Source organism: Parahaliea mediterranea, from assembly GCF_003402235.1.
GTDB classification, from domain to species: Bacteria; Pseudomonadota; Gammaproteobacteria; order Pseudomonadales; family Halieaceae; genus Parahaliea; species Parahaliea mediterranea.
On record NZ_QEWO01000001.1, the window covers coordinates 186268 to 211307 of the forward strand.

Below are 25040 nucleotides of genomic sequence, written 5' to 3' on the forward strand. Positions count from 1 at the left end.
GGTCGCACCGCCCCCGGGCAACCAACGCAGCACACTGCGAGGAGCGATAGCATCATGAACCAGCCACTGCCGGCGGACGCCACCGCAATCCCTCAGGAATTTCTTGATGTCTTCGCCGAACAGAAGGCGCACTACCACGCCCATCGCAACCCCAGCTATGAAGAGCGGGTGGCGGATCTCAAAGCCCTGCATCGGCTGCTGGTGGAGAATCGCGAAGCGCTGATTGATGCGGTGAACACCGACTACGGCTGCCGGGCACGCTTTGAAACCATTCTCTCGGAACTGCTGATGAACCAGGAGGGCATCCTGGACGTCATCAAACACCTGAAAAAATGGATGAAGCCCCAGAAGCGGGCGCTGGATGTCACCCAGTATCCCCTGGCCAAGGCCCGCGTTGTGCCGCAACCGCTGGGTGTTGTGGGCATTGTGGTGCCCTGGAACTTCCCGATTTCCATGGCCTTTGCGCCGCTGACCGGCATCTTTGCCGCCGGCAACACCGCCATGATCAAAATGTCGGAGAACTCCAACGCACTGGCGGCCCTGTTCAAGGCACTGGCGCCGAAGTACTTCAGCGCCGGCAAGCTGGCCTTCTTCGAAGACGGCAACGGCCGCGGCCCGGCCTTTACCCAGCTGCCTTTCGATCACCTGTTCTTCACCGGCTCGCCCGCCACCGGCAAGGCGGTGATGGCCAACTGCGCCAAAAACCTCACGCCGGTGACCCTGGAACTGGGCGGCAAGTCGCCGGCCGTTGTGGCGCCGGACTACGCCATCACCACCGCCACCGAGCGTGTGATGTGGGTGAAGATGTTCAACGCCGGCCAAATCTGCACCAACGTGGATTACCTCTACCTGCCCGAGGGCAAGGAGGAGGAGTTTGTGTCCGAGGCGCGACGCATCTGCAATGCACGCTACCCGGACATCAACAACGGCGATTACACCGCGGTGATCGACCAGCGCTCCTACGACCGCCTGCAGGCGACCCTGGAAGACGCCCGCAGCAAGGGCGCCCGGGTAATCAACCTGTTCGACAACCAGCAGCCCGACGCCAGTCGCCGCATCTTCCCGCCCCATGTGGTGCTGGATGTGACCGACGACATGGAGATCATGCAGCGCGAGGTCTTCGGCCCCCTGTTGCCAGTGAAGACCTACCGCAACCGCGACGAAGTGATCGACTATATTGATGGCAAGCCCCGCCCGCTGGCCTTTTACGTGTACACCAACGACAAGGCACTGGCCGACTGGTACATCCAGCACACCCTGTCCGGCGGCGTTACGGTGAACGACGGCCTGATTCACGCCGCCCTGCACAGCCTGCCCTTTGGCGGCGTGGGCAACTCGGGCATGGGGCATTACCACGGTTACGAAGGCTTCACCACCTTCTCCAAAATGCGGCCTATTTTCTACCAGGGCCCGGTCCGTGCAATGAACATGCTGATGCCTCCCTACGCGGGCAAGGCCAACCGAATGCTCAACTTCATGTTGAAGATGAAAAGCTGAGCCCGGCCTTTAGCAACGGCCCTGATGACACCAAATAAGAGGATAGACGAATGAACGGCGCCGAAAGCCTGATCCAGACCCTGGTCAACAACGGGGTGGACGTTTGCTTCACCAACCCGGGAACGTCCGAAATGCACTTCGTGGCCGCCCTGGACGAAGTGGAGGGCATGCGCTGCGTGCTGTGCCTGTTTGAAGGCGTCGTCAGCGGCGCCGCCCTTGGCTATGCGGCCATGGCCGAAAAGCCCGCCTCGACCCTGCTGCACCTGGGCCCCGGCCTTGGCAATGCGCTGGCGAACATCCACAACGCCAAAAAGGGCAACCTGCCGCTGGTGAATATTGTGGGCGACCACGCCACATACCACCTGGAATATGACGCGCCCCTGACCTCGGATATCGCCGGTATCGCGGGCCCGGTATCCCACTGGGTGCACAGTTCGCCAACGCCGGCCCATATCGCCCGCGATGCCGCCGAAGCGGTGCAGCAGGCGGGCATCGGGCATATCGCCACGCTGGTGCTGCCGGCGGATGTGTCCTGGGGCGACAACCCCGAAGGGGCCGCCCCGGCGGTGGACAAAGCCGAGGCCGCCCCGGTGGCCGAGGACAAACTGCAGGAAGCGGCAGAGCGCCTGCGCGCCGGCAAGAACACCGTCATCATGGTGGGCGGGCGCCACGTCAGCGAAGCGCAGGGCATCAAGCTGGCCCGCCTGGCGACGGCGACCGGCGCCCGCCTGATGACCGAAACCTTCCCCACGCGGGTGCGCCGTGGCGCCGGCACGGCGGTGATCGACCGGCTGCCCTATCTGGCGGAACTGGCCATCGACGCCCTCAAGGATGCCGAGCAACTGATCCTGCTGGGCTGCGCCAGCCCGGTGTCGTTCTTCGCCTACCCCAACGTGCCCAGCGTACTGGAGCCGGAGGGTTGCAGCGTCTACCCCCTGGCCGGGCCCAACGACGATATTGATGCGGCGCTGGATGCGCTGCTGGCGGCTTTTTCCGCCGAGGCCCAGGCGGTTGAGCTGCGCGAGCTGCAGGTGCCGCCAGCCCCCACTGGCGAGTTGGATGCCAACAGCGCGGCCCAGGCCCTGGCCCACCACCTGCCGGAAAACGCCATTGTGGTGGACGAGGGCATCACCACCGCGCTGGCCTGCTTCCCCTTCACCCAGGGCGCCCGCGCCCACGACTGGGTGAACCTGGCTGGCGGCTCCATCGGCTTTGGCCTGCCCGCCGCGGTGGGCGCGGCCATTGCCTGCCCGCAGCGCAAGGTGATTTGCCTGGAGGGCGATGGCAGCGCCATGTACACCATCCAGTCCCTGTGGACCATGGCGCGGGAGAACCTGGACATTACCGTGCTGCTGTTTAACAACCGCAAGTACTCCATCCTGGAGCTGGAGTTTGCCCGCACCGGCGCGCGGGGCGGCAAGCCCGGGCCCAAGGCCGCCAGCTCACTGGATATCGGCAGCCCCGACATGGACTTTGCCAGCATGGCCCAGGGCATGGGTGTGCCCGCCTTGGTAGCCACCACCGCCGAGGAACTCAATGCCGCCCTGGCGCGGGGCATGGCCGAGGCCGGCCCGCTGCTGATTGACGCCCGGGTGCCGCCGCTGCAGTTCTAACCTCCCACAGGGCGCCGACGCCAACCGGCGCCGCAGACCGATCTTACCGAGAGGAATAACAACCATGGCGGACCGTAAAGCCAGTCACAAACCTCCCTATCGATCCAGCGTCATGAAAAACGGCCCGATCAAGGCCGCCGCCCGCGCCATGTTGCGTGGCATGGGGCTGGACGACGAGGACATCGCGCAGCCCTTTGTGGGCGTGGTGTCCAGCCACGGTGAAATGAGCCCGTGCAACATACGCCTTGCTGAGGTTGCCGAACAGGCGCGCTTTGGCATTTACCGCGGCGGCGGCACGCCGCGGGAGTTCACCACCATTTCCGTGTCCGACGGCCTGGTGAACGGTCACACCGGCATGCATTTTTCCTTGATGTCGCGGGAGCTGATTGCCGACAGCATTGAGATAGTGATGCGCGCCCACCAGTACGACGGCCTGATGTGTATCGGCGCCTGCGACAAGAACTTCCCCGGCATGATGATGGCCCTGACCCGCCTGAACGTGCCCGGTGCCTTCGTCAACGGCGGCCCGGCCATTGCCGGGCGCTACAAGGATGCGCCGGCGGAAGTCAAAACCGTGGGCGAGTACACCGGCAAATTGATCGCCTCCCAGACCGACGAGGAAGAGCTGGAGGCGGTGTCCCGTGCCGCCTGGCCTGCATCCGGTTGCTGCGCCGGGCAGTTCACCGCCAACACCATGGGCATGGTGGCCGAGGTACTGGGCTTTTCGCCCCTTGGGTCCAGCACCATTCCCTCGGTACACAGCCAGCGTCGCGCCATGGCGCGGCGAGCAGGGCGGCAGTTGATGCAGGCCGTAGAGGCCAACTTCCCGCTGCCGCGCGACCTAGTGACCCGCAAAAGCCTGGAAAACGCCTGCGCGGCGGTAGCGGCCACCGGCGGCTCCACCAACTCCGTGCTGCACATCCCGGCCATTGCCAACGAAGCGGGCATTGCCTTCACCATCGAGGATGTGGCCGAGGTGTTTGACCGCACCCCGCTGCTCACCCACCTCAGCCCCTCTGGCCCCTATCTCTACCCGGACCTGCACGAGATTGGCGGTGTGCCGGTTATCCTCAAGCAATTGCTGAAAGGCGGCTTCCTGCACGGCGACTGCCTGACCCTCAGCGGTGAAACCCTGGCCGATGCCCTGGCGGATGCCCCCGAGGCGGATGGGCGCATAGTCGAGCCGGTGGAAAAACCCCGTTCCAGCCACGGCGGCCTGAAAATTCTCAAGGGCAACCTGGCTCCGGCGGGGGCGGTGATCAAAACCGCCGGCCTTGAGCGCGAGCGCTTCACTGGGCCTGCCCGGGTGTTTGAATCCGAGGAGGCCTGCCTGCAGAGCCTGCTGGCCCACGAAATCCAGGACGGCGACGTGGTGGTGATTCGCAACGAAGGGCCTGTGGGTGGCCCCGGCATGCGCGAGATGGTGACCATCACCGCGCTGCTTTATGGCATGGGCAAGGGCGAAAGCGTCGCCATGGTGACCGACGGGCGCTTCTCCGGCGCGTCCCGCGGCTTCTGCGTGGGTTATGTCACACCCGAAGCGGCACGCGGGGGGCTCATTGCCCTGGTGCAGAGCGGCGATGTGATCGACATCGACCTCAATGCCGAAACCCTGGTGCTTGACGTGGGCGAAGACGAGCTGCGCGAACGGGAGCGCACCCTCAAGCGCGACGACCCCAGCGGCAAAGGCTATATCGCCGCCGCCGGTTACGCCCAGAAGTACATCGCCAGTGTCGGCCCGGCCAACCGTGGCGCCGTGACCCACAACGGTAACGTCGACTGGCGCAACGAAGCCGATCAGTAATCTTTTGCCCGCCCCGGGTCGTACCGGGGCCGGCACGCCAAGCACAGGAAATGACATGTCCGAGATAAAAATAGCACTACCCGCTGAGTTGCCGCCGGCCCTGATGCAGGGCCTCGGCCAGTTAGGCCAGACCGTTGTGGCCGGCCGCGACGCCGCTGCCATGGCCGGCTGCAGCGTGTACGTGGCCAGCCCCATGAGCGCGGTAGACGCCGAACTGATTGCCAGCTTCCCCGACTCAATGGGGCTGGTGGCCAGCGTTGGCGTGGGCACCGATCACATCGACCTCAAGGCCGCAGGAGAGCGCGGCCTGATGGTGAGCAATACCCCGGTGGTGACTGAAGATACGGCCGACCTCGCCATGGCCCTGCTGCTGGCTACCTGCCGGCGCCTCAGCACCTGTGAGCAGCACCTGCGCGCCGGCGACTGGGCCGGCGCCCAGCAACAACTGGGGCAACGAGTGCACGGCAAAACCCTGGGTATTGTCGGCTTTGGCGATATCGGCCAGGCCCTGGCACGCCGCGCCGGCGGCTTTGCCATGGAGATTCTGTACCACGGCCCCAACCGCAAGGCCGAGGCAGAGCGCCTTACCGGCGCGCGCTACTGCGAAAGCCTTGAAGAACTGCTGGCGGCCAGCGATATCGTGTCGCTGAACTGCCCCCTGACCCCCTTTACCCGGCACCTGATGAACGCCATTACCCTGCAGCAGATGAAAGCCGGCGCGGTGCTGATCAACACCGGCCGCGGCCCGCTGGTGGATGAGGCAGCACTGGTGCAGGCACTGGCCAGCGGCCACCTGGGCGGTGCGGGGCTGGATGTGTTCGAGTTCGAACCCGAGGTCACCCCGGCGCTTAAAGACTTCAGCAACGTGACCCTGCTGCCCCACATTGGCAGCGCGACCGGCGAGTGCCGCATGGACATGGCCCTGCGCCTGTTGGGGAATATCCAGGCCTACCTGCAGCAGGGAGCGCCGGGCGATCGCTGCGTGTGATCGCCGACAATAACAACTGGAGAACACCATGAGTATTTTTGACGTAGTGCCGATAACCGCCGATGACCACCGCCGCCGCGCGCGCAGGCGGTTGCCGCGCTTTCTGTTCGACTACATCGATGGGGCCGCCAACGACGAGCTGACCCTGCGCGACAACGCCGGCGACCTGCAGCGCCTGCGCCTCAAACAGCGGGTGATGCGCGATGTCTCCGCCGTGAGCACCGAATGCGAGCTGCTGGGCTTTCGCGCGCAATCGCCGCTGGTGCTGGCCCCGGTGGGCATGACCGGCATGTACGCCCGGCGCGGCGAAGTACAGGCGGCCCGGGCCGCCAATACGCAACAGGTGCCATTCACCCTGTCCACCATGAGCATCTGCTCGCTGGAAGAGGTGCAAGCTGCCACCCGGGGGCCGTTCTGGTTCCAGCTGTACATGCTGCGCGACCGGGAGTTTATCCAGCGCCTGCTGGAGCGGGCACGCGCCGCCGGCTGCACCACCCTGGCCTTTACCGTGGATTTGCCCATACCCGGCATGCGCCTGCGCGACTACCGCAACGGCATGCTGGGCGGCGGCCTGCCCGGCACCCTCAGCAAGCTGGCCCAGCTGGCCACCAGCCCGGCCTGGGCTTGGGACGTTGGCATCAAGGGCAAGCCGCACAACTTCGGCAACCTGGCCGAGAAAATACCCGACCCGGATGACCTGGACCTGTACAAGGCCTTTATCGACTCCCAGTTCGACCCCAGCTGCACCTGGGACGACATTCGCTGGTTGCGCGACCAGTGGCAGGGCAAGTTGCTGGTCAAAGGCATTATGGAGGCCGACGATGCCCGCGCCGCGGTGGACGCCGGCGCCGATGCGGTGCTGGTGTCCAACCACGGTGCGCGCCAGTTGGATTCAGTGGCATCCACCATCGCCAAATTGCCGGGTGTGGTTGATGCGGTGGGCGAGCAGGTGGAAGTCTATCTCGATGGCGGCGTGCGCAGCGGCATTGACGTGGTCAAGGCGCTGTGCCTGGGCGCCCGCGGGGTGTTCCTGGGGCGGGCCTGGGTGTATGCACTGGCCAGCAAAGGGCAGGGCGGTGTGGAGCAACTGCTCGCCCTGATGCAAAAAGAAATGGCCACCGCAATGGCCCTGATGGGCGTGAACCGCCTGTCGGAATTGACGCCGGCACTACTTGATGGCGGCAACGGCGGGGAGCAGTAAGTCATGAACAACGCCTATACCCTGTTGCATCCCAACGACGATGTACTGATTGCCCTGCGTGACATAGCGGCCGGCAGCGAGGTGGTGGACGGTATCGTCGCCAATGCCGACATTACCGCCGGCCACAAACTGGCCCGGCGAGCAGTGAAGGTGGGGGATGCCGTACACCGCTACAACCAGATCATCGGCTTTGCCAGCGCGGATATCGCCGTGGGCGACCACGTGCACACCCACAACCTGGCGATGGGGGAATTCGAGCGCGATTACAACTTCTGCGGCAACGCCAAACCCACCGAGTACGTTGCCGAGCCGCGCACCTTTATGGGCATTCGGCGCGCCGACGGCCGGGTGGCCACACGCAACTATGTCGGTGTGATCGCCAGCGTCAATTGCTCTGCCACCGCGGTGAAACAGGTGTCGGAGCATTTCAAAGACCGCCTGGGTGACTACCCCAACGTGGATGGCGTTGTCGCGCTCACCCACAAAAGCGGCTGCGGGCTGGACACCCCGCTGGAAGGCTTCACCCTGTTCAAGCGCGCCCTGGGGGGCTACGTGCGACACCCCAATTTTGCCCACATCGTGGTGATTGGCCTGGGCTGCGAAATCACCAACCTCGGCGACATTCTGGACGGCTGGCCGGGTGATTCCCTGTCCATCCAGGAGGCCGGTGGCACCCCGGCCACCGTGGCCGAAGCCATCCGCCGTATCGAGGCCGTGTTGCCTGAGGTCAACCGGGTGGAGCGCGAACCCGTTCCCCTGAGCGAGCTAAAGCTCGCCATGCAGTGCGGCGGCTCCGACGGCCATTCCGGCATCAGCTGCAACCCGGCGCTGGGCTATGCGGTGGACTTGCTGGTGCGCCACGGGGGCACCGCCATCCTGTCCGAAACCACCGAATGCTACGGCGCCGAGCATGTGCTCACCGCCCGGGCCGCCAGTGAGGAAGTGGGGCAGAAGCTGGTGGATCGGGTCAAGTGGTGGGAGGAGTTCACCGCCGCCCGCGGCCTGGTGATCAACAACAACCCGTCGCCGGGCAACAAGGCCGGGGGTTTGACCACCATCATCGAAAAATCCCTGGGCTCCATTGCCAAGGGGGGCACCACCAACCTGAACGCTGTCTACCAGTACGCAGAGCAGGTAGAGGCGGGTAAGGGGTTGGTGTTCATGGATGCGCCATCCTTCGACCCGGTGGGCGCCACTGCCCAGGTGGCCGGGGGCGCCACGGTGATGGTGTTTACCACCGGGCGCGGTTCCGCCTTTGGCTGCAAGCCCACGCCGTCCATCAAACTCATCGACAACACCCGCATGTTCAAGCTGATGCCGGAGGATATCGACATCAACACCGGCACCATCCTGGAAGGCAGCGAAACCGTCGAAGAGAGCGGCGCGCAGATTTTCGAGCGCATCATCGCCGTGGCCTCCGGGGAGAAGACCAAGAGCGAAATTCTCGGCTATGGCGAAGAGGAATTCTGCCCCTGGGATCTGGGTATTATGCTCTGAGTCCATCGCATCGCGGTGGGTATTTTTTGACCCCGCCGCGGGCGAACGCAATAACAACAACCCAATGACAACGATAAAACGGCAACAGGAATCACTATGACGCTCACCGCACTCATGGGCTACCTCGGGCTTTTCGGTGGCCTGGTACTGCTGATCTGGCTGGCGCTGCGCGGCGTCAACATCATCCTCGCGGCGTTGCTGAGCTCGGCGCTGGTGATTGTCACCAACGGCTTGCCCATCGCCGAGGGGCTGGGCGAGTACTTCTCTTTCGGGGGCCTGGGGGCCTTCACCTTCGCTGGCAAATTCTTCCTGCTGTTTGCCGCCGGAGCTATGTTTGGCCGGGTGATGGGTGACAGCCACGCGGCCTCCAGTATCGCCATGGCCATGGTGCGCAAAATGGGTGCCCAACGGGTGCTGTGGATCACCGTGTTGGCATCAACCCTGCTCACCTACGGGGGCGTGGTGGTATTCGTGGTGATTTTCGCCATGTACCCGCTGGGGTTGAAGCTACTGCAACAGGCAAACGTTCCCAAGCGGTTGTTCTGCGCGGCGCTGGCGTTGGGCTCTGGCACCTATACCCTGACGGCCTTGCCCGGCACGCCCTCCATCCACAACGTGATTTCCTCGGTGGCCCTGGGCACCGACCTGTTCGCCGGCGCCTGGCTTGGCGTGCTGGGTGGGCTGATCATGTTCGGCCTTGGCATGTGGTACCTGGAGCGCCAGCGCCTGCAGGCCCTGCAGCAAGGAGAGGGCTTTCAGCCCGGGCCCACCGACCACAGCCTGCAGGCCGACCCGGGCGAGTCAGCCTATCCAGTCTGGCCCCTGGCCCTGCTGCCGCCGGTGGTGGTGCTGGGCACTATCCTGCTGCCGCGCCTGCTCACCATCGTGCTGGGCGATGCAGCGGCGGATTACGCCCTGCTGCAATTTGCCAACAGCCAGCCCGTGGTGTGGCCGAGCCTGGCCCTGATGGGTGGCACGCTGCTGTGTGTCATCCTGTTCCGGGAATTGCGTGGCAAGGCCCTGCACACTGTGGGGCAGGGCACCCAGGACTCCATTATGCCGCTCATCAACACCGCCGCAGTGATCGGCTTTGGCGGGGTGGTGACTCACACTGCCGGCTTCCAACAGTTCGTCCAGCTGATGTTGGAAGCACCGCTGCCGCCGCTGCTGTCCATGTTCACGTCTATCAGCATGATTTCGGCCATCACCGGCTCCGCCTCTGGCGGCCTGCAGATATTCATAAGCACCATGGCGCCAGGTTACCTGGAGGCGGGCATCGCCCCCGAGGTGTTGCACCGCCTGGCCACCATGGCCGCCGGCGGCTTTGACTCGCTGCCCCACTGCGGAGCGGTGGTGGCCATGCTCACCATCACCGGCCTGACCCACAAGCAGGCCTATCGGGATGTCGGCATGGTGACCGTGGTCATTCCGGTGGTGGCAACGCTGCTGTGTATCGCAGCGGTGGCGGTGGTCGGTTGATGAGTTTATTGAAGGACAGCGACTAGCTGCGCCGTACAATCTCCGCCAGAGGCTTGCGCTGGCGCGGCGCTTCGTCGCGCTCGATATAGGCGGCGGGAAGGCTTGGGTTATCACCGGCATAGCCAATGGCCAGGGCTGTCAGCGCTTGTTGGCTGTCGCCCAGTTGAAAGTCCGCGTGGGCTTTTTCCGGCTCGATGCCGATCATCTGGTGGACCACCAGGCCCCGGGCCGTGGCTTCCAGTGTGAGAAAGGCTGACGCTGCCCCCAGGTCATGGGCGGCCGCCTTGTTCGGCTCGCCGTTGTGCTCAAAGGCCGTCTCCATCACTCCCAGCGCCAGAACCGGCGCATGCTGGGCCCAGGGCTGGTTGCCTTCCACCAGCACCTCGAAAATCGCCTGCCAGAGCGCGGGATTCTCCGCCTTCACCCCAACAATGTAGCGCCACGGCTGGGCATTGTAGGACGACATCGTCCAGCGGGCCGCTTCGAACAGGGCATCCACATCCGTGCCGCTGACATTGCGGGCCGGGTCAAACTGGTAGGGGCTACGGCGCTGGCGGAACAGGGGGTGAATCTCACTCATGGCGTTCTCCTTGTGCAAATTCTCAGTGTCGTGCAGGCAGGTATGGGGCCGGCACGGGGGTTATTGTTCAGGTAGCCGCCGCGCCTCAAGCGCCGGCCACCCGCTGCAATACCCCTGTAGTGTGCCGGGAGTGAGTGAGCGAATAAATCGAATAAATTTTGTAGATACTTTCGAAATAAACGAAAAGTAATGTATGTTGCTGGCCGTGCAAATGTCCGGGACGGACACGTTACGCTAGCGGCAAGGGTGGCCGCGAAATATCGTAAAGGCAGCACAGCCCTCCAAGCGGTGGTTGGCCAAGCCAACATTTTGACAAGAAAAGGACGACCTGTTTCGAAAAACGGTCCAGAGAGCGACTAGGCAAGGCACTTTCTAAGCGAGGTACTTTCGCCCCCTCTTATTTTTGCGACTGTAGAGTCGCTGATAAGCCCGCCTCTGCTTGGTGATTTCATAGAGGACGATGCCAGAAGTGGTGCCCAGATTCAGACTCTCGATAATGCCAAGCATCGGGATGTTGATGCAGGCTTTGCTTCGCTTCACTGCTTCATCGGTAATACCCCTCGACTCGCTACCAAACCAAACAGCGAGTTTGTGGTCCTCAGTGAAATCACCTTCATGCAATACGATATTCGTCCGTCCTTTGACATGAGGGGATGTGACCACTGAGGTGAAGTTGTTTTTTTCAAGGTGATCAAAGCAATCTGAAGTGCTATCGAACCGTTTTACAAATGTCCATTTTATGGCAGACACCGAAGTAGACGACAGGGACTTCCTGGCCCGCATATCCTCCCACTCATCCGGCAGCTTCTTCCGCGGATCAACCACATAAACTTTCTCAACCCCTAGAGCATTTACATTACGAATCACGGTTCCAATGTTCCTAATGTCGTGAGGGTCTTCAATTACGGCTATTAGATTTTTGCACCGATACGCCTTGATTTTATTGGCGCGGCGCCTGACGGCACTCTTTTGCTTTTTGTCTTCTTCCATGTTTTACAGTGTGCTCCCTGAGATAGTCCGCTGTAGCTCGAAAGGCGGAATCTGCCCATTTTAGGCCAAATGTCCGCTTTTGGCCGGGAATTCAACCGATCAACAAGGGGTAAAGTCATCAGACTGACTGTTTTTTGGGGCCGCTCCTCGCTACAGAAAATTCGTCGGCGGGATCTGGCGGATTTGTGCGTTGCTCACAAATCAAGGACATGATTTCGGCCCCGAGTAGCAGATCGGGCTCATGTCCAAACTTGTGCTTGCGCAGTTTTCCTTTGTGGTCGATCAGTAGCAGGCTCGGGGTGCCCTGCAGACCATAGGCACGCATTGTCTTGGGCAGCATGCCATTGTCCGACGGTGTGTCCATACCAACGGGGAAAGTTATGCGGTACTCATGAAGGAAGGCTTGTAGCGCTTCCTGGCTGCCCTGAGCGGCGTGATGCTCAAATACAGTATGTACTCCGATTACCGCGACATCTTCCTTGTGGAAGGTTGTCGCAACTCGTTGAGCTTGCGGCAATCCGTGGGAAACACACCCAGGGCACAACATTTGGAACGCCTCGATGAGCACCACTCGCCCCCGCAAGGATGCCAGCGTCAGGGGCGCGTCCGCGTTGAACCAATGGGTGGTCTGCAGTTCCGGGGCTTCACACACGCTCATCGGTTATCGTCTCGCTATCGGTTGGTCTTGCCCGGAAGACTGAGATCACCGGATGCCACGTCAAATACGTCAACCACGCAGAGCAAAGGGGCGTGGATGCTGTCGTTGACGCGCAGACCGGCGGTGACGCCGTCAAACGAGGCCGCTTTAACCATGCCAATATCATGAAATGGCACGCGAACTTCAACGGTATCGCCACTGATCACCGGTGACCAGCCGGGGCTATCGATCAGAATGGGCAGCCCAGGCCAGGTGGGCGGCAGGCTTGGCTTTGATCCTTCAGGAATATCCTTGACCTTGAGATTTCCAGCGCCGCACGCCTCATCCGGTGCCAGTACCACCCAGTGGCTGTGCCAAAGGTCACCATCGTTATCCAGTTTGCCATCGCCATTTTCGTCAAACAGCGGGGTATCATCAAAATCGGGATGTGCCGTGACAGCGAAGGCGAGAATACCCGCTTTCTCGTCGAAACCCACACCGGCAGTATCGATGCTGGTAGGCCAAACGTAGGAAAAAACTCGAGAGCCCGCCAATTTGCCAGAAGCGCTGGGCTTAGAAGCGCCTGCATTGCCCGAGACTCCCATATGGAATACCGCTACATTGCCATCCGTGGTAATCCGGGCATGAATAATGTCAAACGGGGCGGCAACGCCTTTTCCATCGGGCGCCATAATTCCGCCATCTTCTGGCCCGTGGGCGAAGGCGACGCTAAAACCTGTGCCGAGCGCCAGTGCGCCGATGGCCATGCTGCGAAGTATTACGTTCATTTTAGTGCCTCCAATGCTGCACCGAAGTTAATAGAGCGATCAGGATCGACTGCCTTGGCAGGGTTTTTCTGCTCTATAGCGGCCACAGGGCAGCCAGCGTGGTACAAGATCGATTTTTCAGTCATGATGATGTTCCTCACGTCGAACGTCGAAACATTGTTTACACGCCCAAGGATAGCGCCCGGGCTCAGCAAAAAAAGCGGTAACCTATAGGTTCAGTAGGCACTTATTGGTGTAAATTGGCGAAATCTAAAGAGAAAAAAATGAGCGTCCGCAGCAGCCCCAGCGCTTATCGAAAACTGGAGGACGTTGTCGGGTGCAAGTGGTCCGTATCTGTGCTGCTGGCCGTCGGTGACGGTGTCAACCGTCCTGGTGCATTGGAGAGGCGCATTGCCGGTATCTCCAAAAAAGTACTGTCTGAACGATTACGTAAATTGACATCCTATGGTCTGCTTGAGAAGACAAGCTTCCCTGAAGTGCCCCCGCGCACAGAGTACTCACTCACGTTACAAGGGGAAGAACTCCTAAGTATCATTCGACAGATACAGGACCTCGATCAGGAGATTCGAGACAGAGAATCGGGGTAATTGGCTGATACGTTTTACTGGCATCAGATTTTACCCCAGCGGTTGCATGCCAGAGGGGCCTACTGGACCCTGCCCCTGTGCCCTTCGCTGCCAGCATCCAGAAACGCTAAATCTTGTCGGATAGCAGCATGTGCTTGTTTTACCAGGGAGATAGCTGCTTGGGAACTTGGGAAATGCACTCTTAAATTTACCGCTTTCCTTTCCTTTCCTTTGCTGGGCTTTCTGTACGTTTTTGCGCGCCCCAACCAATAGCTTGGAATGCTGGTTGGCTACGAAACCGCATCTATGGGGGAGTGGGAGGACGGCGGGAGCCGTCCCGCGTCCTTCCCGACTTCAGGTGCAAGCGTGACGCGCTAGGAGAGTAGGCGGCCTCAAGCGATCCGACCCGTATACGATGTGCCTGCGCCAGTTTACCCGTGCCGGCTTCTCGCACCCGCGACCAACAGCGCGATAATCATTAACGCCAGGCCGGCGGGGCCAGTGACCGGGATAGCATGTGCGCCGGTGCCGGGTGCAGGCGGTGGTGGTGGCGCGGCGGCCAGAGCCACCACCGTGGCATCGCCTACGGCTACGGTGCCAGGATCGTCGGTATTGAAGGCAACAAAGTTGCCGCCGCTGAGTTGGCCTTGAACACTCAATTGGCTTAGGCCGACGGGCAACGGCGCCGGCAGCATCACTTCCACGCTGACGGTGGCGGAGGCTCCCCCGGGTAGATCACCCAGGGCCACCTCGACGCTGGAATCGCCCGCGCCATTGCCGCTGGTCACCACCCCCCGGGACGTATTGACGCTGTCGTTTCGCAGTTGCGCGTTGGCCGGATCGGGCAGCTTGAACACCAGGGCCGTCGCGGGGCCGCCGGTGTTGGTGACGCTCATCTGCAGGAGCAAGGTATCGCCGGCGCCGGCCTGGGAGTCGCCGTTACTATCCACTGCGAGCGTGCTGCCCAGGGTGGCGGAAAGTACAGGCGGCACCACCACGGCAGTGACCGTCGCGTCGTTTGGCGGGCCGGTGTCTGGGTCGTTGGTGAGCAGGGTCGTCAGGCTGTCGGCGGATACCGTGCCCTGGTTGGCCACCTGAGTGAGCCCGGCCGGGCCGGGGTTGTCGATGGTCGCATCAAAACTCAAGGTCACCGTGGTGCCGTCGATCAGGGTGCCGAGGTCCATGCTCACAGCCGTGTCGCCGGGGTTGTTGCCTGACAGGACGACACCCTGGGTGGTGCTGATGGAGCCTGCCACCAGGCTGGTATGGCTATCCAGGGTGTCGCTGAACATCACGTTGTCTACCTGCCCGCTGCCATCGCCCATGGCGTTGACGACCTGCACGGTATAGCGCAGCACATCTCCCGGGTTGGCCACGCCGTCGTTGTTGACATCCAGCAGCAGGCTATCGCGCTTGGTGGCGCTGAGAGTCGATGTGGTTTGCACCCGGTCTATGACCAGGTTCTGCGCAGGCATCGATGAAATCTGTAATTGCAATGCGCCGATGTCGTCGAAGCTGGCCGGGCCGTTGAAGCCCAATGTCGAAAAAACTGAAAAGGGTACGGTAAAGGTACGTGGTGAAGCCACGCCGCCGGGGAGATTGAGCGCCGCCCGGGACGAATACCCGAAGCCGGAATCGGCCACGACATACACCGTGGCTGGATTACTGTTGTTGCGCACGCTAATTGAGATGGCGTCGTGACTGCCGGCTTCGGTCAAGTCGACGCTGCTCAGGCCATTGGGGTCGACGGTACCGCTACCGTCGACGCCATCCCAGACAATGTAGGCGTATGAAAATGAGCCCGCCGTGGAGTCTTTGTTGAGATTGTAGGTGCCGCCTGAAACCTCGGCGTTCAGGCGGGTGCCGTCACCAACAGTGGGGTTCAGGGTGAGCGTAAGCTCGCGTTCGCCGCCGAGAATGCCCGCGCCGGATACCCACGCGTCGACACGGGTACCGGTATCGGTCGGCGCGGTCCGGCTGATTGCCGGTTGGCCGGTATCGAAGGTGTCAATGACCACGGCGTGGGCAATGTTGTTAAGGCAGCCCAGTGCAAGGCCGGTTGTTAGGTAGCGTAAGGTGCGTAGCAAGTCCTGTTCCTCTGTTTATGTAACGACTCGATATCCGCGCCGGGGCAATACTTGGGCTTGCCACCGGGAGCGGGGCGTTTGTCAGAGATTGTCGAAACCGGGGAGCGTCTCGGCGAGGACATTTTAGTGGATTACATGCTGACCGTACTACAAAAAACTGACCATCGGTCTAAAATGGGTTAAATTCTTTTGGCAGTGACACGCGGGCCTATGCCGGCCCGTGCCGCGCCTCGGCCAGTACGCCTTGCAGGTAAACAAGGGCGTTGGTGCGCAACATGTCTTCGATGCTGTTGTCGCGGCGAATTTCGGTAAAGGCCCGGTGGTTTTGCAAAAGGCTGAGGCCATGGGCCATGGACCAGAAGGCGAGGGCGATGTCTTCCGGAGCGCGGTGGGTGACTCCGTTCAGGCGGCACCAGTCCGCCAGGGCGGCAACGAAGAAGTGCAGGCCGCGTACCCGGCCGGCGAAACACTCCGGAGTGGCCATCTCCGCTGCCAGGCTGCCCCACATCAATTCGTAGAATGGTTGGTGGCGCTGAAGAAAGTGCAGATAGGCCGTGCCCAGGGCTACCAGGCAGTCCTCAGTACCGGGCTCAAAGCGGTCGACGGCGGCTTCCATCTCATTGTTGAGCGCATAGAAGGCCAGGTCGGTTACCGCGTTGAGCAGTGCACTGCGGTCACGAAAGTGGCGATAGGGGGCGGCACTGCTGACCCCCAGGCGGCGAGCCGCCGCTACCATGGAAAAGCCCATCAGGCCCTCTTCCTCGATCAACTCGGCGGCGGCGACGATCAGGGATTTGTAGAGGTCGCCGTGGTGGTAGGGCGCGCTGTTGGCCACGTGCTGGAGTCCGCTGTGCAAAAGGGGCCAGTGTGTCCCAGGCAGCGGCGCGGCGCAATTGCCTGTTCGTGGGCTGCGCCGGAATCCACTTAGTGCTAGTGTTAGCCCCCTTTTTCGCAGCATGTACCAGCAGGAAGCCAACAGGTATGACACAGCGCAGCTACCGACTCGTGGGCATCTGCCCGGACCAGGTGGGTATTGTGGCCCGCATTGCGGGGTTCATTGCCGAACAGGGCGGTTCCATTATCGGCGCCAACCAGTACGAAGACACGGAAACCCGCATGTTCTACATGCGTTATGTGGTGGATGCCGACAGCCTGGCGATGGATGCGGATGCCTTCCGGGCGGCCTTTGAACCGGTGGCTCGCGACCTGCAAATGACGTGGCGCCTGACGGAGTCCCAGCGGCCCCAGCGGGTGGTGCTGATGGTGAGCAAGCTGGACCACTGCCTGGCGGACCTGCTGCACCTGTGGCGCAGCGGTGACATGCCCTTCGACCCGGTGTGTGTGATTTCCAACCACGAAGACCTGCGCCCACTGGTGGAGTGGCACGGGGTGCCCTATCACTGGGTGCCGGTGCCGGGCGACAGCGCGGGCAAGGCGGCGGCCTTTGAGGCCACCTCGGACCTGATCCGCGCCGCGAACCCAGACACCATTGTGCTGGCGCGCTATATGCAGATACTCCCACCCTGGCTGTGTTCGGACTATGGCGGGCGCATCATCAACATTCATCACAGTTTTTTGCCGTCCTTCGTGGGTGCCAGGCCCTATCACCAGGCCTTCCAGCGCGGGGTCAAGCTCACGGGTGCCACCTGCCACTATGTCACCGAGGAACTGGACGCGGGGCCGATCATTGAGCAGGACGTGATCCGTATTCGCCACCACGATACGGTGGAAGACCTGGTGCGCTTGGGCAAGGATGTGGAAAAAACCGTGCTGGCCCGGGGCCTGCGCTATCACCTGGAGGACCGAGTGCTGGTGCAGGGCAACAAGACGGTGGTGTTTTCCTGAGTGCTGGCGCTGGCATCGGAGGTTGAAATGTCGGCGCTGTTGACGATGGGGCCGTCGCAGCTGTCCACCTGGGCCTGGAAGGTGAAGGTCGCTCCGGTGAGTTCAGCGTAGCCCAGCCTTGGGGATGCGCCAGTAGGGGTTGCGATGGCCCGGCTGGCGGGGAGGGCGAGGGGTTATCGCTCGCCCAGTCGAATGCGCTATCGCATGATCGTCCCGCCATCCACATGGAAGGCCTGGCCGTTGATCCACTGGCCGTCGTCCGACAGCAGCAGGGCCACCATGGCGGCAATGTCGTTGGGGTGGCCCAGGCGCGGGTGGGGTGTGCCGGCCAGGGCCATTTTCTGGAATTCGGGCGACAGCAGCCCGCTGGCGCGCATTTCATCGGTGATGGTCAGCCCCGGGGACACGCAGTTGGCGCGAATGCCCTCGCGGCCCCAGCCGCTGGCCACGTGGCGCATGAGGGCGTTGATGCCGCTCTTGCTCATGGCGTAGGCGGGGCGGGTGGGTTCGGCGGCTTCCACCGCGCCGGAGCTGGTGTACACCAGGGCGCCGCCGCCGTTTTCCAGCAGTACCGGCAGCAGGGCCCGGGTGGCCAGAAAGTGGCCACGCAGGTTTACCGCCATGGTGCGGTCGAACACCGCCATCGGTTGCGACAGGACATCGCTGTCTTCATGGATGATCTTGAGATCGGCGGCGTTGATGTGGGCGCCATCCAGTGCGCCCAGTTCGCTTATGGCCGCCTTGACCACGGCGTTCACCGAATCCTCGTCGGCAATGTCGAAGGCCAGGGCAAAGGCCTGCTGGCCGGCGTCACGAATGTCCTGTGCTACCGCCTCGGCGGCCTCACTGTTGATGTCCGCGAGGCACACGCGGGCGCCTTCGGCGGCCACCCGGCGCGCGGTGGCGGCGCCAATGCCGGTGCCGGCGCCGAGAATGAGCAGGGCTTTGTTGGTGAGTCGGGCGTCATGGGTCATCGCGTTTATCCTGTTTATCCGCTGGCATGAACGCCGACTATGGAGGGCCGGCCTGTGGCTTGCCAGCACGCAGGGCGCGAAAGTGGGGCTGGTTTGAATAGCTCGCCCGCCGGTGTGCAAAACGGCAGGCGGGCGGGTGTGACGGCAGGGGCGCGGCGCTAAACGCCAGTGATGCAGCGGGCCGCTGCGCCTCAGATGCGCTCGATGATAATGGCCGGGGCCATGCCGCCAGCGGCGCACATGGTGATCAGGCCAAACTGCTGGTCGCGGCGTTCCAGTTCATCCAGCACGGTACCAATCAGAATGGAGCCGGTGGCGCCAATCGGGTGGCCCAGGGCCATGGCCCCGCCGTTCACGTTCACCTTGTCGCGGTCCAGGTCGAGGTCGCGGATGAACTTCTCCGCCACCACGGCAAAGGCCTCGTTGATCTCGAACAGGTCGATATCCGACAGCGACATGCCGGCCTTCTTCAGCACTTTTTTCGCGGCGGGCACCGGCGCGTTCAGCATCAGCGTGGGCGAATCGCCCATATTGGCCATGGCCACAATGCGCGCCCTCGGCTTCATGCCGTGGGCGCGGGCGTAGTCGGGGGAGGCCAGCAGCAGGGCGGCGGCGCCATCGACCACACCGGAGGAATTGCCAGCGTGGTGCACGTGCTTGATCTGCAAATCGGGGTACACCTGGGCCACCAGGCCGCGGTAGGTGGTGCCGGCGTCGTCCAGGGGGTAGTCCGCCATAGGCTCAAAGGCTGCCTTCAATTCCGCCAGGCTCTCCAGGGTGGTGCCGGGGCGGGGAAATTCCTCCCGATCCAGGGCCAGGCTGCCGTCCACCTTGTACACCGGTACCAGGCTTTTGCTGAAGTGCCCGTTCTCGATGGCGTGGGCGGCGCGGCGCTGGGATTCCACCGCGAGCTTGTCCAGGTCTTCCCGGGAGATGCCCTCCAGGGTGGCGATGGCGTCGGCGCAGATGCCCTGGTGGGGCTGCGGGTGCATGCTGCGCAGCAGCAGGTTGTCGCTGTCGATGAAGGGGGAGCTGCCGCCCATCTGGGCGTAGGCAGACATCATCTCGCAGCCGCCGCCGATTACCAGATCCTCCATGCCGGACATGATGGACGCCGCGGCCAGGTTGACCGCGGTGATGCCCGAGCCACAGAAGCGGTCCAGCGTCACGCCGGAGGAGCGCACGTCATAGCCCGCTTCCAGGGCCGCCATGCGGGCCAGATCGCCGGTTTGCTGGCCGCGCTGGGCGCTGGTGCCAAAGATAATGTCGTCCACTTCGGCGGTGTCCAGTGCGTTGCGCTCGGCCAGGGCCTTGAGCACGGTGGCGCCCAGGTGCTGGGGATGCTCATCGGCCAGGGCGCCTTTGCCTTTTTTGCCAATGCCGCGGGGCGTGCGGCAGGCGTCGATAATCCAGGCTTCTGCCATGGTGATTCTCCTTTGATATTGCCGTTATTGTGGTTTGAATCCGGTGGCCTAGCGGCCCTTCCACTGGGGCGCGCGCTTTTCGGCGAAGGCGGTGGCGCCCTCGATGGCGTCTTCACTGGTAAACACCGGCTGGGCGATCACCTGCTGGTTGGCAAACATCTCGTCGCTGTGCCAGTCCTGTGCCTTGTCGACAATCTCCTTGCTGGCGGCCACGGCCAGGGGGCCGTTGGCGGCGATGCGCGCGGCCAGTTTTTGCGCCGCTTCCAGGGCGGTGCCCGGGGCGACTACCTCGTTGATCAGGCTCAGCTCGTAGGCCCGCGCGGCGGAGATAAAATCGCCGGTCAGTGCCAGCTCCTTGGCGATGCGCAGGGGAATCTGCTTGGGCAGCTTGACCAGGCCGCCGGCCCCGGCCACCAGGCCGCGCTTCACTTCCGGAATGCCAAAGCGGCTGTCTTCGGCGGCCACAATGAGGTCGCAGCTGATGGCCAGCTCAAAGCCGCCGGCCAGGGCAAAGCCCTCCACCGCGGCAATCAGCGGCTTGGCGGTGCGGTATTCGCACAGGCCGGCAAAGCCACGGCCCTCCACAATGGGCACTTCGCCGGACACAAAGGCCTTCAGGTCCATGCCCGAGCAAAAAGTATTGGCGGCGCCGGTCAGAATGCCGGCCCGCAGCTCGCTGTTGGCTTCCAGTTCGTCGATGGCGGCGGCAATGCCCAGCGCCACGGCGCGGTTCACCGCGTTTTTGGCCTCGGGGCGGTTGATGGTGATAACCAGTACACCATCGCTGGCGTGGGTAAGAACGGGGGATTCTGACACGGGGGCAACTCCTGCGATTTATGATTGTGGGCCAGCGATAGTAACCCAGCCCCAAAGCGCGGGGCCAGCTGGCCGAACTGGCAGGGTCAAACTGGCACGGCCGAACTGGAAAGGCCAAGCAGGAAGCGGGGGCGAAGAGCGCCCACAGGGTGAGCCCGTCAGTGCTGGCTCAGCATCCGGGCGTCGAACTGGCGTGTGCGTAGGGCCGCGTTGTCGCGCACGGCGTTGTAGAACAGGCTGTAGTCCGCCAGGTGATAGTCCTTGGCCGGGCCGCTGTTAAGCTCGGCAAAGGGCCCGCTGACCTGCTCCGCCACCTGTAGCAGCCCCTCTCTGCACTCTGCCCAGGTCCACTGCTTGAGGGGGCGGGGCAGGGTGTGAAGCTGGATGTCGCTCGGCACGTTGAGCAGGGTGCCCAGCAGACTGTCGCCCCGGGGCACGTACAGGGCGCCGGGGTGGCGCGAGGCCGGCTCGCGGGCGCCGTCGCGCTGCCAGTTGAGGGGGTTGCTGCACAGCAGTGGCTTGCCGTCGGCCAGCTCCGGCCCGTCGGGGTACCAGTGGGGCACGCCATTGCGGCGCTGGCCGCCCTCGCCATAGGTGGACCAGTGCACCACGCAGCCGGTATCACCGGCCCCGTCGCAGGGGGGGATGTGGGGCAGGGTGCGCTCGAAGGTGTCCAGCGGCAGCCAGTAGCCCACCAGGTAGGCCGCCACCAGCCGCCGTTGCAGTTCGCCGCCGTCGATGCGCTCCGCCATCAGGCGCAGGGCATGGTAGGTGCCCTGGCTGTGGCTGGCGATGATGAAGGGCCGCCCGTCGCTGTGCACCAGGAAGGCATCGAAGGCGCGCGCCACGTCGGCATAGGCGAGCTCAAGGGCGGCGGCCCCGTCGGGGCTGTCGTGGGCCAAAAAGCTCGACAGCGCCGCCTGGCGGTAGTGCGGGGCGTAAATGTCGCAGCAATAGTTGAAAGCGCTGGCCTGGGCGCCCAGCATGATGTCCACCATCTCCCAGGCGCGGGTGTCGCTGAACAGCGGTGCGTTCCACTGCTGGGCGCTGATGTAGGAGGTGGGGTGAATGTAGAACACATCCGCCGGGGCGCTCTGGCGGCGTTCGGGCAGGCCCCGGGGCGTCAGGCGGGCGGCGCTGGCCTTGCCCGGGAAGGCGGCCCAGTAGCGCGGGTCGGTATAGTCCGGCGCCCGAGGCGCTGCGGTCGGGTCAAAGGGCGCAGCGGGCTGGATGTAATAGGCCAGCAGCTCGTCGCCCCATACGCTGAAGGCGGCCCACAACAGGCCGCAGGCGCACGCCACAACGGCCAGTGAATGCAGCAAAACCTTCCGCATAAATTCAAAAAAACGCCATAAAAATGCAATAAAAGCATTCTACCAGCGGCGCCAACGCGGCTGTGTGAAGGTTTTGTGACGGCGAAGGGGCAGGGTGGGGGAGCGCTGCCTACCGGGGCCGCGGTTATTGCAAGGGGCTAAGACAGGAGCGGTGGCAGGAGCGGTGAGAGCATTGCCCGAACGCCCATGGAGGGTGCGCCGGCGCCACAGACCTGCTACAACCTACCCGGTGCCGCGCGGGCATACGCCCTGTACCGCGCATCCCATAACACCAAAAAGGAGAGCATACGGTGACAGACGCGTTGTGGACCCCCGGCAGGGCCTTGCAGGAATATGCCCGGCAACGGCCCGATGAAACCGTGCTGTTGTGCGCCGGCGACGATGGCAGCTGCCCAGCGCTGACCCGGCGCGAGCTGGACGAGTGGACCAGCCGCCTGGCCCACCGCCTGCAGGCCGAAGGCGCGGGCCGGGGGAGGCTGGTGGCGATTGTGCTGCCCACCTGCATCGAGCACATGGTGGCCGTGTTTGCCGCCTACAAGGCCGGTGCCACGCCATTTCCGGTCAGCAACGGCATGCCACCCGCCGAGCGCGATGCCATGCTGGCGCTGGCCGATCCGGTCTGCGTCATCAGTGACCAGGCTGATTTGCAGGGCATTACACGCGCCGACATGGCCGCGCTGGATCATTTTCCCGCCACACTGCCCCAGGCCGAGGTGCCAAATCCCATCAAGGCGGTGGGCTCCGGCGGCTCCACCGGCAAACCCAAGCTGATTGTGACGCCCGGGGATTTTGCCTTTGCCGACGGCCAGCACCCCATGGCGGCCCTGCTGCGCATGGATCAGAGCGACCTCAAATATTCACCCGGGCCCCTGTACCACAACGGCCCGCTATTGTTTTCCATCATCACGCTGTTTATTGGCGGGCGGGTGCTGCTGAACGCCCGCTTCAGGGCCCAGCGCGCCCTGGATCTGATCGAGCAATACCGGCCCACCGTGTTGAACCTGGTGCCCACCATGATGCAGCGCATGCTGCGCGAAGCCGACATGGGGGCGCGGGATCTGTCCTCGGTCAAATGGGTGTGGCACCTGGCCGCTCCCTGCCCGGCGTGGGCCAAGCTCGGCTTTGTCGAGCACTTTGGCGGCGAGCGAGTGCTGGAACTCTGGGCAGCCACCGAGTCCACCGGCCTCACCGTGATCGACGGCAACGACTGGCTGGCGCACCGGGGCAGCGTAGGCCAGGGCGTGATGACGGAATTCAGGATTGTCGACGAACAGGGCCAGGACGTGCCCACCGGCGAAGTGGGCGAAATTTTCAGCCGTTTCCTCGGGGTGGAGGCCCAGTATGAATACCGTGGCGCCGAACCCCTGCGGCAATTGCCCGGGGGCTACACTAGCGTGGGTGACATGGGCTACCTGGATGCCGACGGCTACCTCTACCTCAGCGACCGGCGCACCGACATGATCATCTCCGGCGGCGCCAATATCTTCCCGGCGGAGATCGAGGCGGTGATAAGCGCCCACCCAGCGGTGCGCGATGTGGCGGTGATCGGCCTGCCGGATGAAGACCTCGGCCGGCGGGTGCACGCCGTGGTGGAGCCAATCGACAGCGCCAATCCCCCAAGCCCGGCCGCTCTTGCCGCGCACTGCGAGGCGGCGCTGGCGCGCTACAAAGTGCCCCGGGGCTTTGAACTGGTCGCGGAGCTGCCGCGTAACGAGGCGGGCAAAATCCGGCGCGGCGCTCTCAGGGATGAGCGGGGAGGGTAGTCGCGCCATGCCTCCGGCAATGACTGGTTCAGATTGTTAAAACACGCGCTGGCATTGCGCCTGTATCTTTCGGGTGGGCTCCTGCACAATAAAACTTACATCTAATTAAAATATGAGGTCGGCGCGCTTTGCCCGTCGACGCAGCCCAAAAGGAGACCCACATGCCCTATCCCATCGACGCAGACGGCACCGTCCATCTCGGCGACCATCGTGTGCCCATTCCCGATAGCATCAGCCCCGAGGCTCGTGCTTACCTGGCGTCCAACCCCTGGGGGGATGCGCCCGTGCCGGACGAGCCGGTGCCCATGTGGACCCTGCGCGATGCCATGGCCCCGGCCTTCGAGGGCCTGAATCAGCACGCCCAGGCGCTCTACCCGGTGGAGATACAGGAAGAGACGATCAATGGCGTGCGCTGCCACCGCATTCAGGCGGCAGATGCCAGCCAGCGGATACCCGGCAAAGCGCTGCTGAACATGCACGGCGGCGGCTTTGTGGTCGGCTCCGGCGCGCTGGTGGAGGCCATTCCGGTTGCCTCGATGACCGGCATCACCGTGATCGCCGTGGATTATCGCCTCGCGCCAGAGCACCCCTATCCTGCCGCGCTCGATGACATCATCGCGGTCTACCGCCACTGTCTCGAAGAATTCGGTGGCGGCAATATCGGGCTCTTTGGCAGCTCCGCGGGCGGGTTCTTGAGCGGGCAGGCGGTGATTCGCCTGCAACAGGTGGAGCAGCTGCCGCTGCCGGCCTGTGTGGGTATGTATTCCGCCGGCGGCAACCTGTTCGACTTTGGTGATACCCGTAACATCTTCACCCTCAGCGGGTTTTACGGCCAGCCCAGCCTGCCGCTGGGGCACGAACTCAGTGAGGTGGGCGCCTACCTGGGTGGCGCGGACCCGCACGACCCCATCCTCTCACCGGAAACGGCGGACCTCAGCCAGTTTCCGCCCAGCCTGCTGGCCTCCGGCACCCGCGACGCGCTGCTCAGCGCGGCCAGCAACTTCCACCGGGCCCTGCGCCGGGCCGGCAGGGCGTCGGAGATACTGGTTTACGACGCCATGCCGCATTCCCACTGGTACGCCCTGGAACTGCCGGAAACCCGGGAGTTCTTTGCGTTTCAGGCTGACTTCTACCGCCAGCACCTCGGAGAGTAGTGC

The 25040-nt window shown here is 63.4% G+C and carries 22 protein-coding genes; 11 read left to right on the forward strand and 11 right to left on the reverse strand.

Going from position 1 to position 25040, the window contains the following annotated elements; all coding sequences use genetic code 11:
• Positions 1 to 54 precede the first annotated feature (54 nt).
• From DDZ17_RS00700 to DDZ17_RS00730, 7 genes are all read left to right on the forward strand, one after another.
• Positions 55 to 1497: a coniferyl aldehyde dehydrogenase gene (locus tag DDZ17_RS00700; protein ID WP_116364039.1), complete on the forward strand. Its 1443-nt coding sequence runs from the start codon at positions 55 to 57 to the stop codon at positions 1495 to 1497.
• Positions 1498 to 1547: 50 nt separating this feature from the next.
• Positions 1548 to 3110, forward strand: a complete 1563-nt coding sequence (locus DDZ17_RS00705) for an acetolactate synthase large subunit (protein WP_116364040.1) — start codon at positions 1548 to 1550, stop codon at positions 3108 to 3110.
• 64 nt (positions 3111 to 3174) lie between these two features.
• Entirely contained in the window at positions 3175 to 4914 is a 1740-nt protein-coding gene (locus tag DDZ17_RS00710; RefSeq protein WP_116364041.1) for a dihydroxy-acid dehydratase, read from the forward strand.
• A 55-nt stretch (positions 4915 to 4969) separates the two neighbouring features.
• Positions 4970 to 5902: a 2-hydroxyacid dehydrogenase gene (locus DDZ17_RS00715; protein WP_116364042.1), complete on the forward strand. Its 933-nt coding sequence runs from the start codon at positions 4970 to 4972 to the stop codon at positions 5900 to 5902.
• A gap of 28 nt (positions 5903 to 5930) precedes the next feature.
• Positions 5931 to 7103 (forward strand): L-lactate dehydrogenase, encoded by a 1173-nt coding sequence (locus tag DDZ17_RS00720; RefSeq protein ID WP_116364043.1) that lies wholly within the window; start codon positions 5931 to 5933, stop codon positions 7101 to 7103.
• A 3-nt stretch (positions 7104 to 7106) separates the two neighbouring features.
• The gene (locus DDZ17_RS00725) at positions 7107 to 8600 is read left to right on the forward strand and encodes a UxaA family hydrolase (RefSeq protein ID WP_116364044.1); all 1494 of its coding nucleotides are present in this window, start codon (positions 7107 to 7109) and stop codon (positions 8598 to 8600) included.
• A 96-nt stretch (positions 8601 to 8696) separates the two neighbouring features.
• Complete coding sequence (locus DDZ17_RS00730; protein WP_241505746.1) at positions 8697 to 10079, forward strand: GntP family permease; 1383 nt, start codon at positions 8697 to 8699, stop codon at positions 10077 to 10079.
• A gap of 22 nt (positions 10080 to 10101) precedes the next feature.
• On the opposite strand, the gene DDZ17_RS00735 is transcribed toward DDZ17_RS00730, so the two are convergent.
• The 5 genes from DDZ17_RS00735 to DDZ17_RS22875 all read right to left on the reverse strand — a co-directional run bounded on the left by DDZ17_RS00735 (position 10102) and on the right by DDZ17_RS22875 (position 13199).
• A complete protein-coding gene (locus DDZ17_RS00735) occupies positions 10102 to 10659 on the reverse strand; it encodes a nitroreductase family protein (protein ID WP_116364045.1) in 558 nt (185 codons plus the stop codon).
• Positions 10660 to 11031: 372 nt separating this feature from the next.
• Positions 11032 to 11649: a TrmH family RNA methyltransferase gene (locus DDZ17_RS00740; RefSeq protein WP_116364046.1), complete on the reverse strand. Its 618-nt coding sequence runs from the start codon at positions 11647 to 11649 to the stop codon at positions 11032 to 11034.
• 118 nt (positions 11650 to 11767) lie between these two features.
• Positions 11768 to 12307, reverse strand: coding sequence for a redoxin domain-containing protein (locus DDZ17_RS00745; protein ID WP_193940519.1), 540 nt, complete (start codon positions 12305 to 12307; stop codon positions 11768 to 11770).
• A gap of 14 nt (positions 12308 to 12321) precedes the next feature.
• The gene (locus DDZ17_RS00750) at positions 12322 to 13074 is read right to left on the reverse strand and encodes a hypothetical protein (protein WP_116364047.1); all 753 of its coding nucleotides are present in this window, start codon (positions 13072 to 13074) and stop codon (positions 12322 to 12324) included.
• Positions 13071 to 13199 carry a hypothetical protein gene (locus DDZ17_RS22875; RefSeq protein WP_277749283.1) on the reverse strand — a complete coding sequence of 43 codons (129 nt, stop codon included), beginning with the start codon at positions 13197 to 13199 and terminating at the stop codon, positions 13071 to 13073. Before DDZ17_RS22875 ends, DDZ17_RS00750 begins: the two co-directional genes overlap by 4 nt.
• Before the next feature lie 138 nt (positions 13200 to 13337).
• Between DDZ17_RS22875 and DDZ17_RS00755 the strand changes: the two genes are divergently transcribed.
• Entirely contained in the window at positions 13338 to 13661 is a 324-nt protein-coding gene (locus tag DDZ17_RS00755) for a winged helix-turn-helix transcriptional regulator (protein WP_116364048.1), read from the forward strand.
• Positions 13662 to 14071: 410 nt separating this feature from the next.
• Here DDZ17_RS00755 and DDZ17_RS00760 read toward each other — a convergent pair whose 3' ends face one another.
• Complete coding sequence (locus DDZ17_RS00760; RefSeq protein WP_116364049.1) at positions 14072 to 15727, reverse strand: hypothetical protein; 1656 nt, start codon at positions 15725 to 15727, stop codon at positions 14072 to 14074.
• A 208-nt stretch (positions 15728 to 15935) separates the two neighbouring features.
• Positions 15936 to 16562, reverse strand: coding sequence for a TetR/AcrR family transcriptional regulator (locus tag DDZ17_RS00765; RefSeq protein WP_170150124.1), 627 nt, complete (start codon positions 16560 to 16562; stop codon positions 15936 to 15938).
• A 146-nt stretch (positions 16563 to 16708) separates the two neighbouring features.
• Here DDZ17_RS00765 and purU point away from each other — a divergent pair, with 146 nt between their 5' ends.
• Positions 16709 to 17572 carry a formyltetrahydrofolate deformylase gene (purU, locus tag DDZ17_RS00770; protein WP_116364051.1) on the forward strand — a complete coding sequence of 288 codons (864 nt, stop codon included), beginning with the start codon at positions 16709 to 16711 and terminating at the stop codon, positions 17570 to 17572.
• A 197-nt stretch (positions 17573 to 17769) separates the two neighbouring features.
• On the opposite strand, the gene DDZ17_RS00775 is transcribed toward purU, so the two are convergent.
• From DDZ17_RS00775 to DDZ17_RS00790, 4 genes are all read right to left on the reverse strand, one after another.
• The gene (locus DDZ17_RS00775) at positions 17770 to 18546 is read right to left on the reverse strand and encodes an SDR family NAD(P)-dependent oxidoreductase (protein WP_116364052.1); all 777 of its coding nucleotides are present in this window, start codon (positions 18544 to 18546) and stop codon (positions 17770 to 17772) included.
• A 191-nt stretch (positions 18547 to 18737) separates the two neighbouring features.
• Positions 18738 to 19970 (reverse strand): acetyl-CoA C-acetyltransferase, encoded by a 1233-nt coding sequence (locus DDZ17_RS00780; RefSeq protein WP_116364053.1) that lies wholly within the window; start codon positions 19968 to 19970, stop codon positions 18738 to 18740.
• Positions 19971 to 20018: 48 nt separating this feature from the next.
• Positions 20019 to 20786, reverse strand: coding sequence for a crotonase/enoyl-CoA hydratase family protein (locus DDZ17_RS00785; RefSeq protein WP_116364054.1), 768 nt, complete (start codon positions 20784 to 20786; stop codon positions 20019 to 20021).
• Positions 20787 to 20944: 158 nt separating this feature from the next.
• On the reverse strand, positions 20945 to 22108 hold the full coding sequence (locus tag DDZ17_RS00790) for a DUF3089 domain-containing protein (RefSeq protein ID WP_157976377.1): 1164 nt from the start codon (positions 22106 to 22108) through the stop codon (positions 20945 to 20947).
• A gap of 302 nt (positions 22109 to 22410) precedes the next feature.
• Between DDZ17_RS00790 and DDZ17_RS00795 the strand changes: the two genes are divergently transcribed.
• Positions 22411 to 23883 carry an AMP-binding protein gene (locus DDZ17_RS00795; protein WP_116364056.1) on the forward strand — a complete coding sequence of 491 codons (1473 nt, stop codon included), beginning with the start codon at positions 22411 to 22413 and terminating at the stop codon, positions 23881 to 23883.
• 161 nt (positions 23884 to 24044) lie between these two features.
• Positions 24045 to 25037: an alpha/beta hydrolase fold domain-containing protein gene (locus DDZ17_RS00800; protein WP_116364057.1), complete on the forward strand. Its 993-nt coding sequence runs from the start codon at positions 24045 to 24047 to the stop codon at positions 25035 to 25037.
• Positions 25038 to 25040: the final 3 nt, after the last annotated feature.

Excerpts from the sequence above, each read along its gene's own strand:
- DDZ17_RS00800 (WP_116364057.1), top strand. The coding sequence starts at position 24,045 with ATGCCCTATCCCATCGACGCAGACGGCACCGTCCATCTCGGCGACCAT.
- DDZ17_RS00750 (WP_116364047.1), bottom strand. The coding sequence starts at position 13,074 with ATGAACGTAATACTTCGCAGCATGGCCATCGGCGCACTGGCGCTCGGC.
- DDZ17_RS00720 (WP_116364043.1), top strand. The coding sequence starts at position 5,931 with ATGAGTATTTTTGACGTAGTGCCGATAACCGCCGATGACCACCGCCGC.
- DDZ17_RS00745 (WP_193940519.1), bottom strand. The coding sequence starts at position 12,307 with ATGAGCGTGTGTGAAGCCCCGGAACTGCAGACCACCCATTGGTTCAAC.
- DDZ17_RS00710 (WP_116364041.1), top strand. The coding sequence starts at position 3,175 with ATGGCGGACCGTAAAGCCAGTCACAAACCTCCCTATCGATCCAGCGTC.
- purU (WP_116364051.1), top strand. The coding sequence starts at position 16,709 with ATGACACAGCGCAGCTACCGACTCGTGGGCATCTGCCCGGACCAGGTG.
- DDZ17_RS00740 (WP_116364046.1), bottom strand. The coding sequence starts at position 11,649 with ATGGAAGAAGACAAAAAGCAAAAGAGTGCCGTCAGGCGCCGCGCCAAT.
- DDZ17_RS00715 (WP_116364042.1), top strand. The coding sequence starts at position 4,970 with ATGTCCGAGATAAAAATAGCACTACCCGCTGAGTTGCCGCCGGCCCTG.
- DDZ17_RS00775 (WP_116364052.1), bottom strand. The coding sequence starts at position 18,546 with ATGACCCATGACGCCCGACTCACCAACAAAGCCCTGCTCATTCTCGGC.
- DDZ17_RS22875 (WP_277749283.1), bottom strand. The coding sequence starts at position 13,199 with ATGACTGAAAAATCGATCTTGTACCACGCTGGCTGCCCTGTGGCCGCT.
- DDZ17_RS00725 (WP_116364044.1), top strand. The coding sequence starts at position 7,107 with ATGAACAACGCCTATACCCTGTTGCATCCCAACGACGATGTACTGATT.
- DDZ17_RS00735 (WP_116364045.1), bottom strand. The coding sequence starts at position 10,659 with ATGAGTGAGATTCACCCCCTGTTCCGCCAGCGCCGTAGCCCCTACCAG.
- DDZ17_RS00700 (WP_116364039.1), top strand. The coding sequence starts at position 55 with ATGAACCAGCCACTGCCGGCGGACGCCACCGCAATCCCTCAGGAATTT.
- DDZ17_RS00755 (WP_116364048.1), top strand. The coding sequence starts at position 13,338 with ATGAGCGTCCGCAGCAGCCCCAGCGCTTATCGAAAACTGGAGGACGTT.
- DDZ17_RS00705 (WP_116364040.1), top strand. The coding sequence starts at position 1,548 with ATGAACGGCGCCGAAAGCCTGATCCAGACCCTGGTCAACAACGGGGTG.
- DDZ17_RS00780 (WP_116364053.1), bottom strand. The coding sequence starts at position 19,970 with ATGGCAGAAGCCTGGATTATCGACGCCTGCCGCACGCCCCGCGGCATT.
- DDZ17_RS00730 (WP_241505746.1), top strand. The coding sequence starts at position 8,697 with ATGACGCTCACCGCACTCATGGGCTACCTCGGGCTTTTCGGTGGCCTG.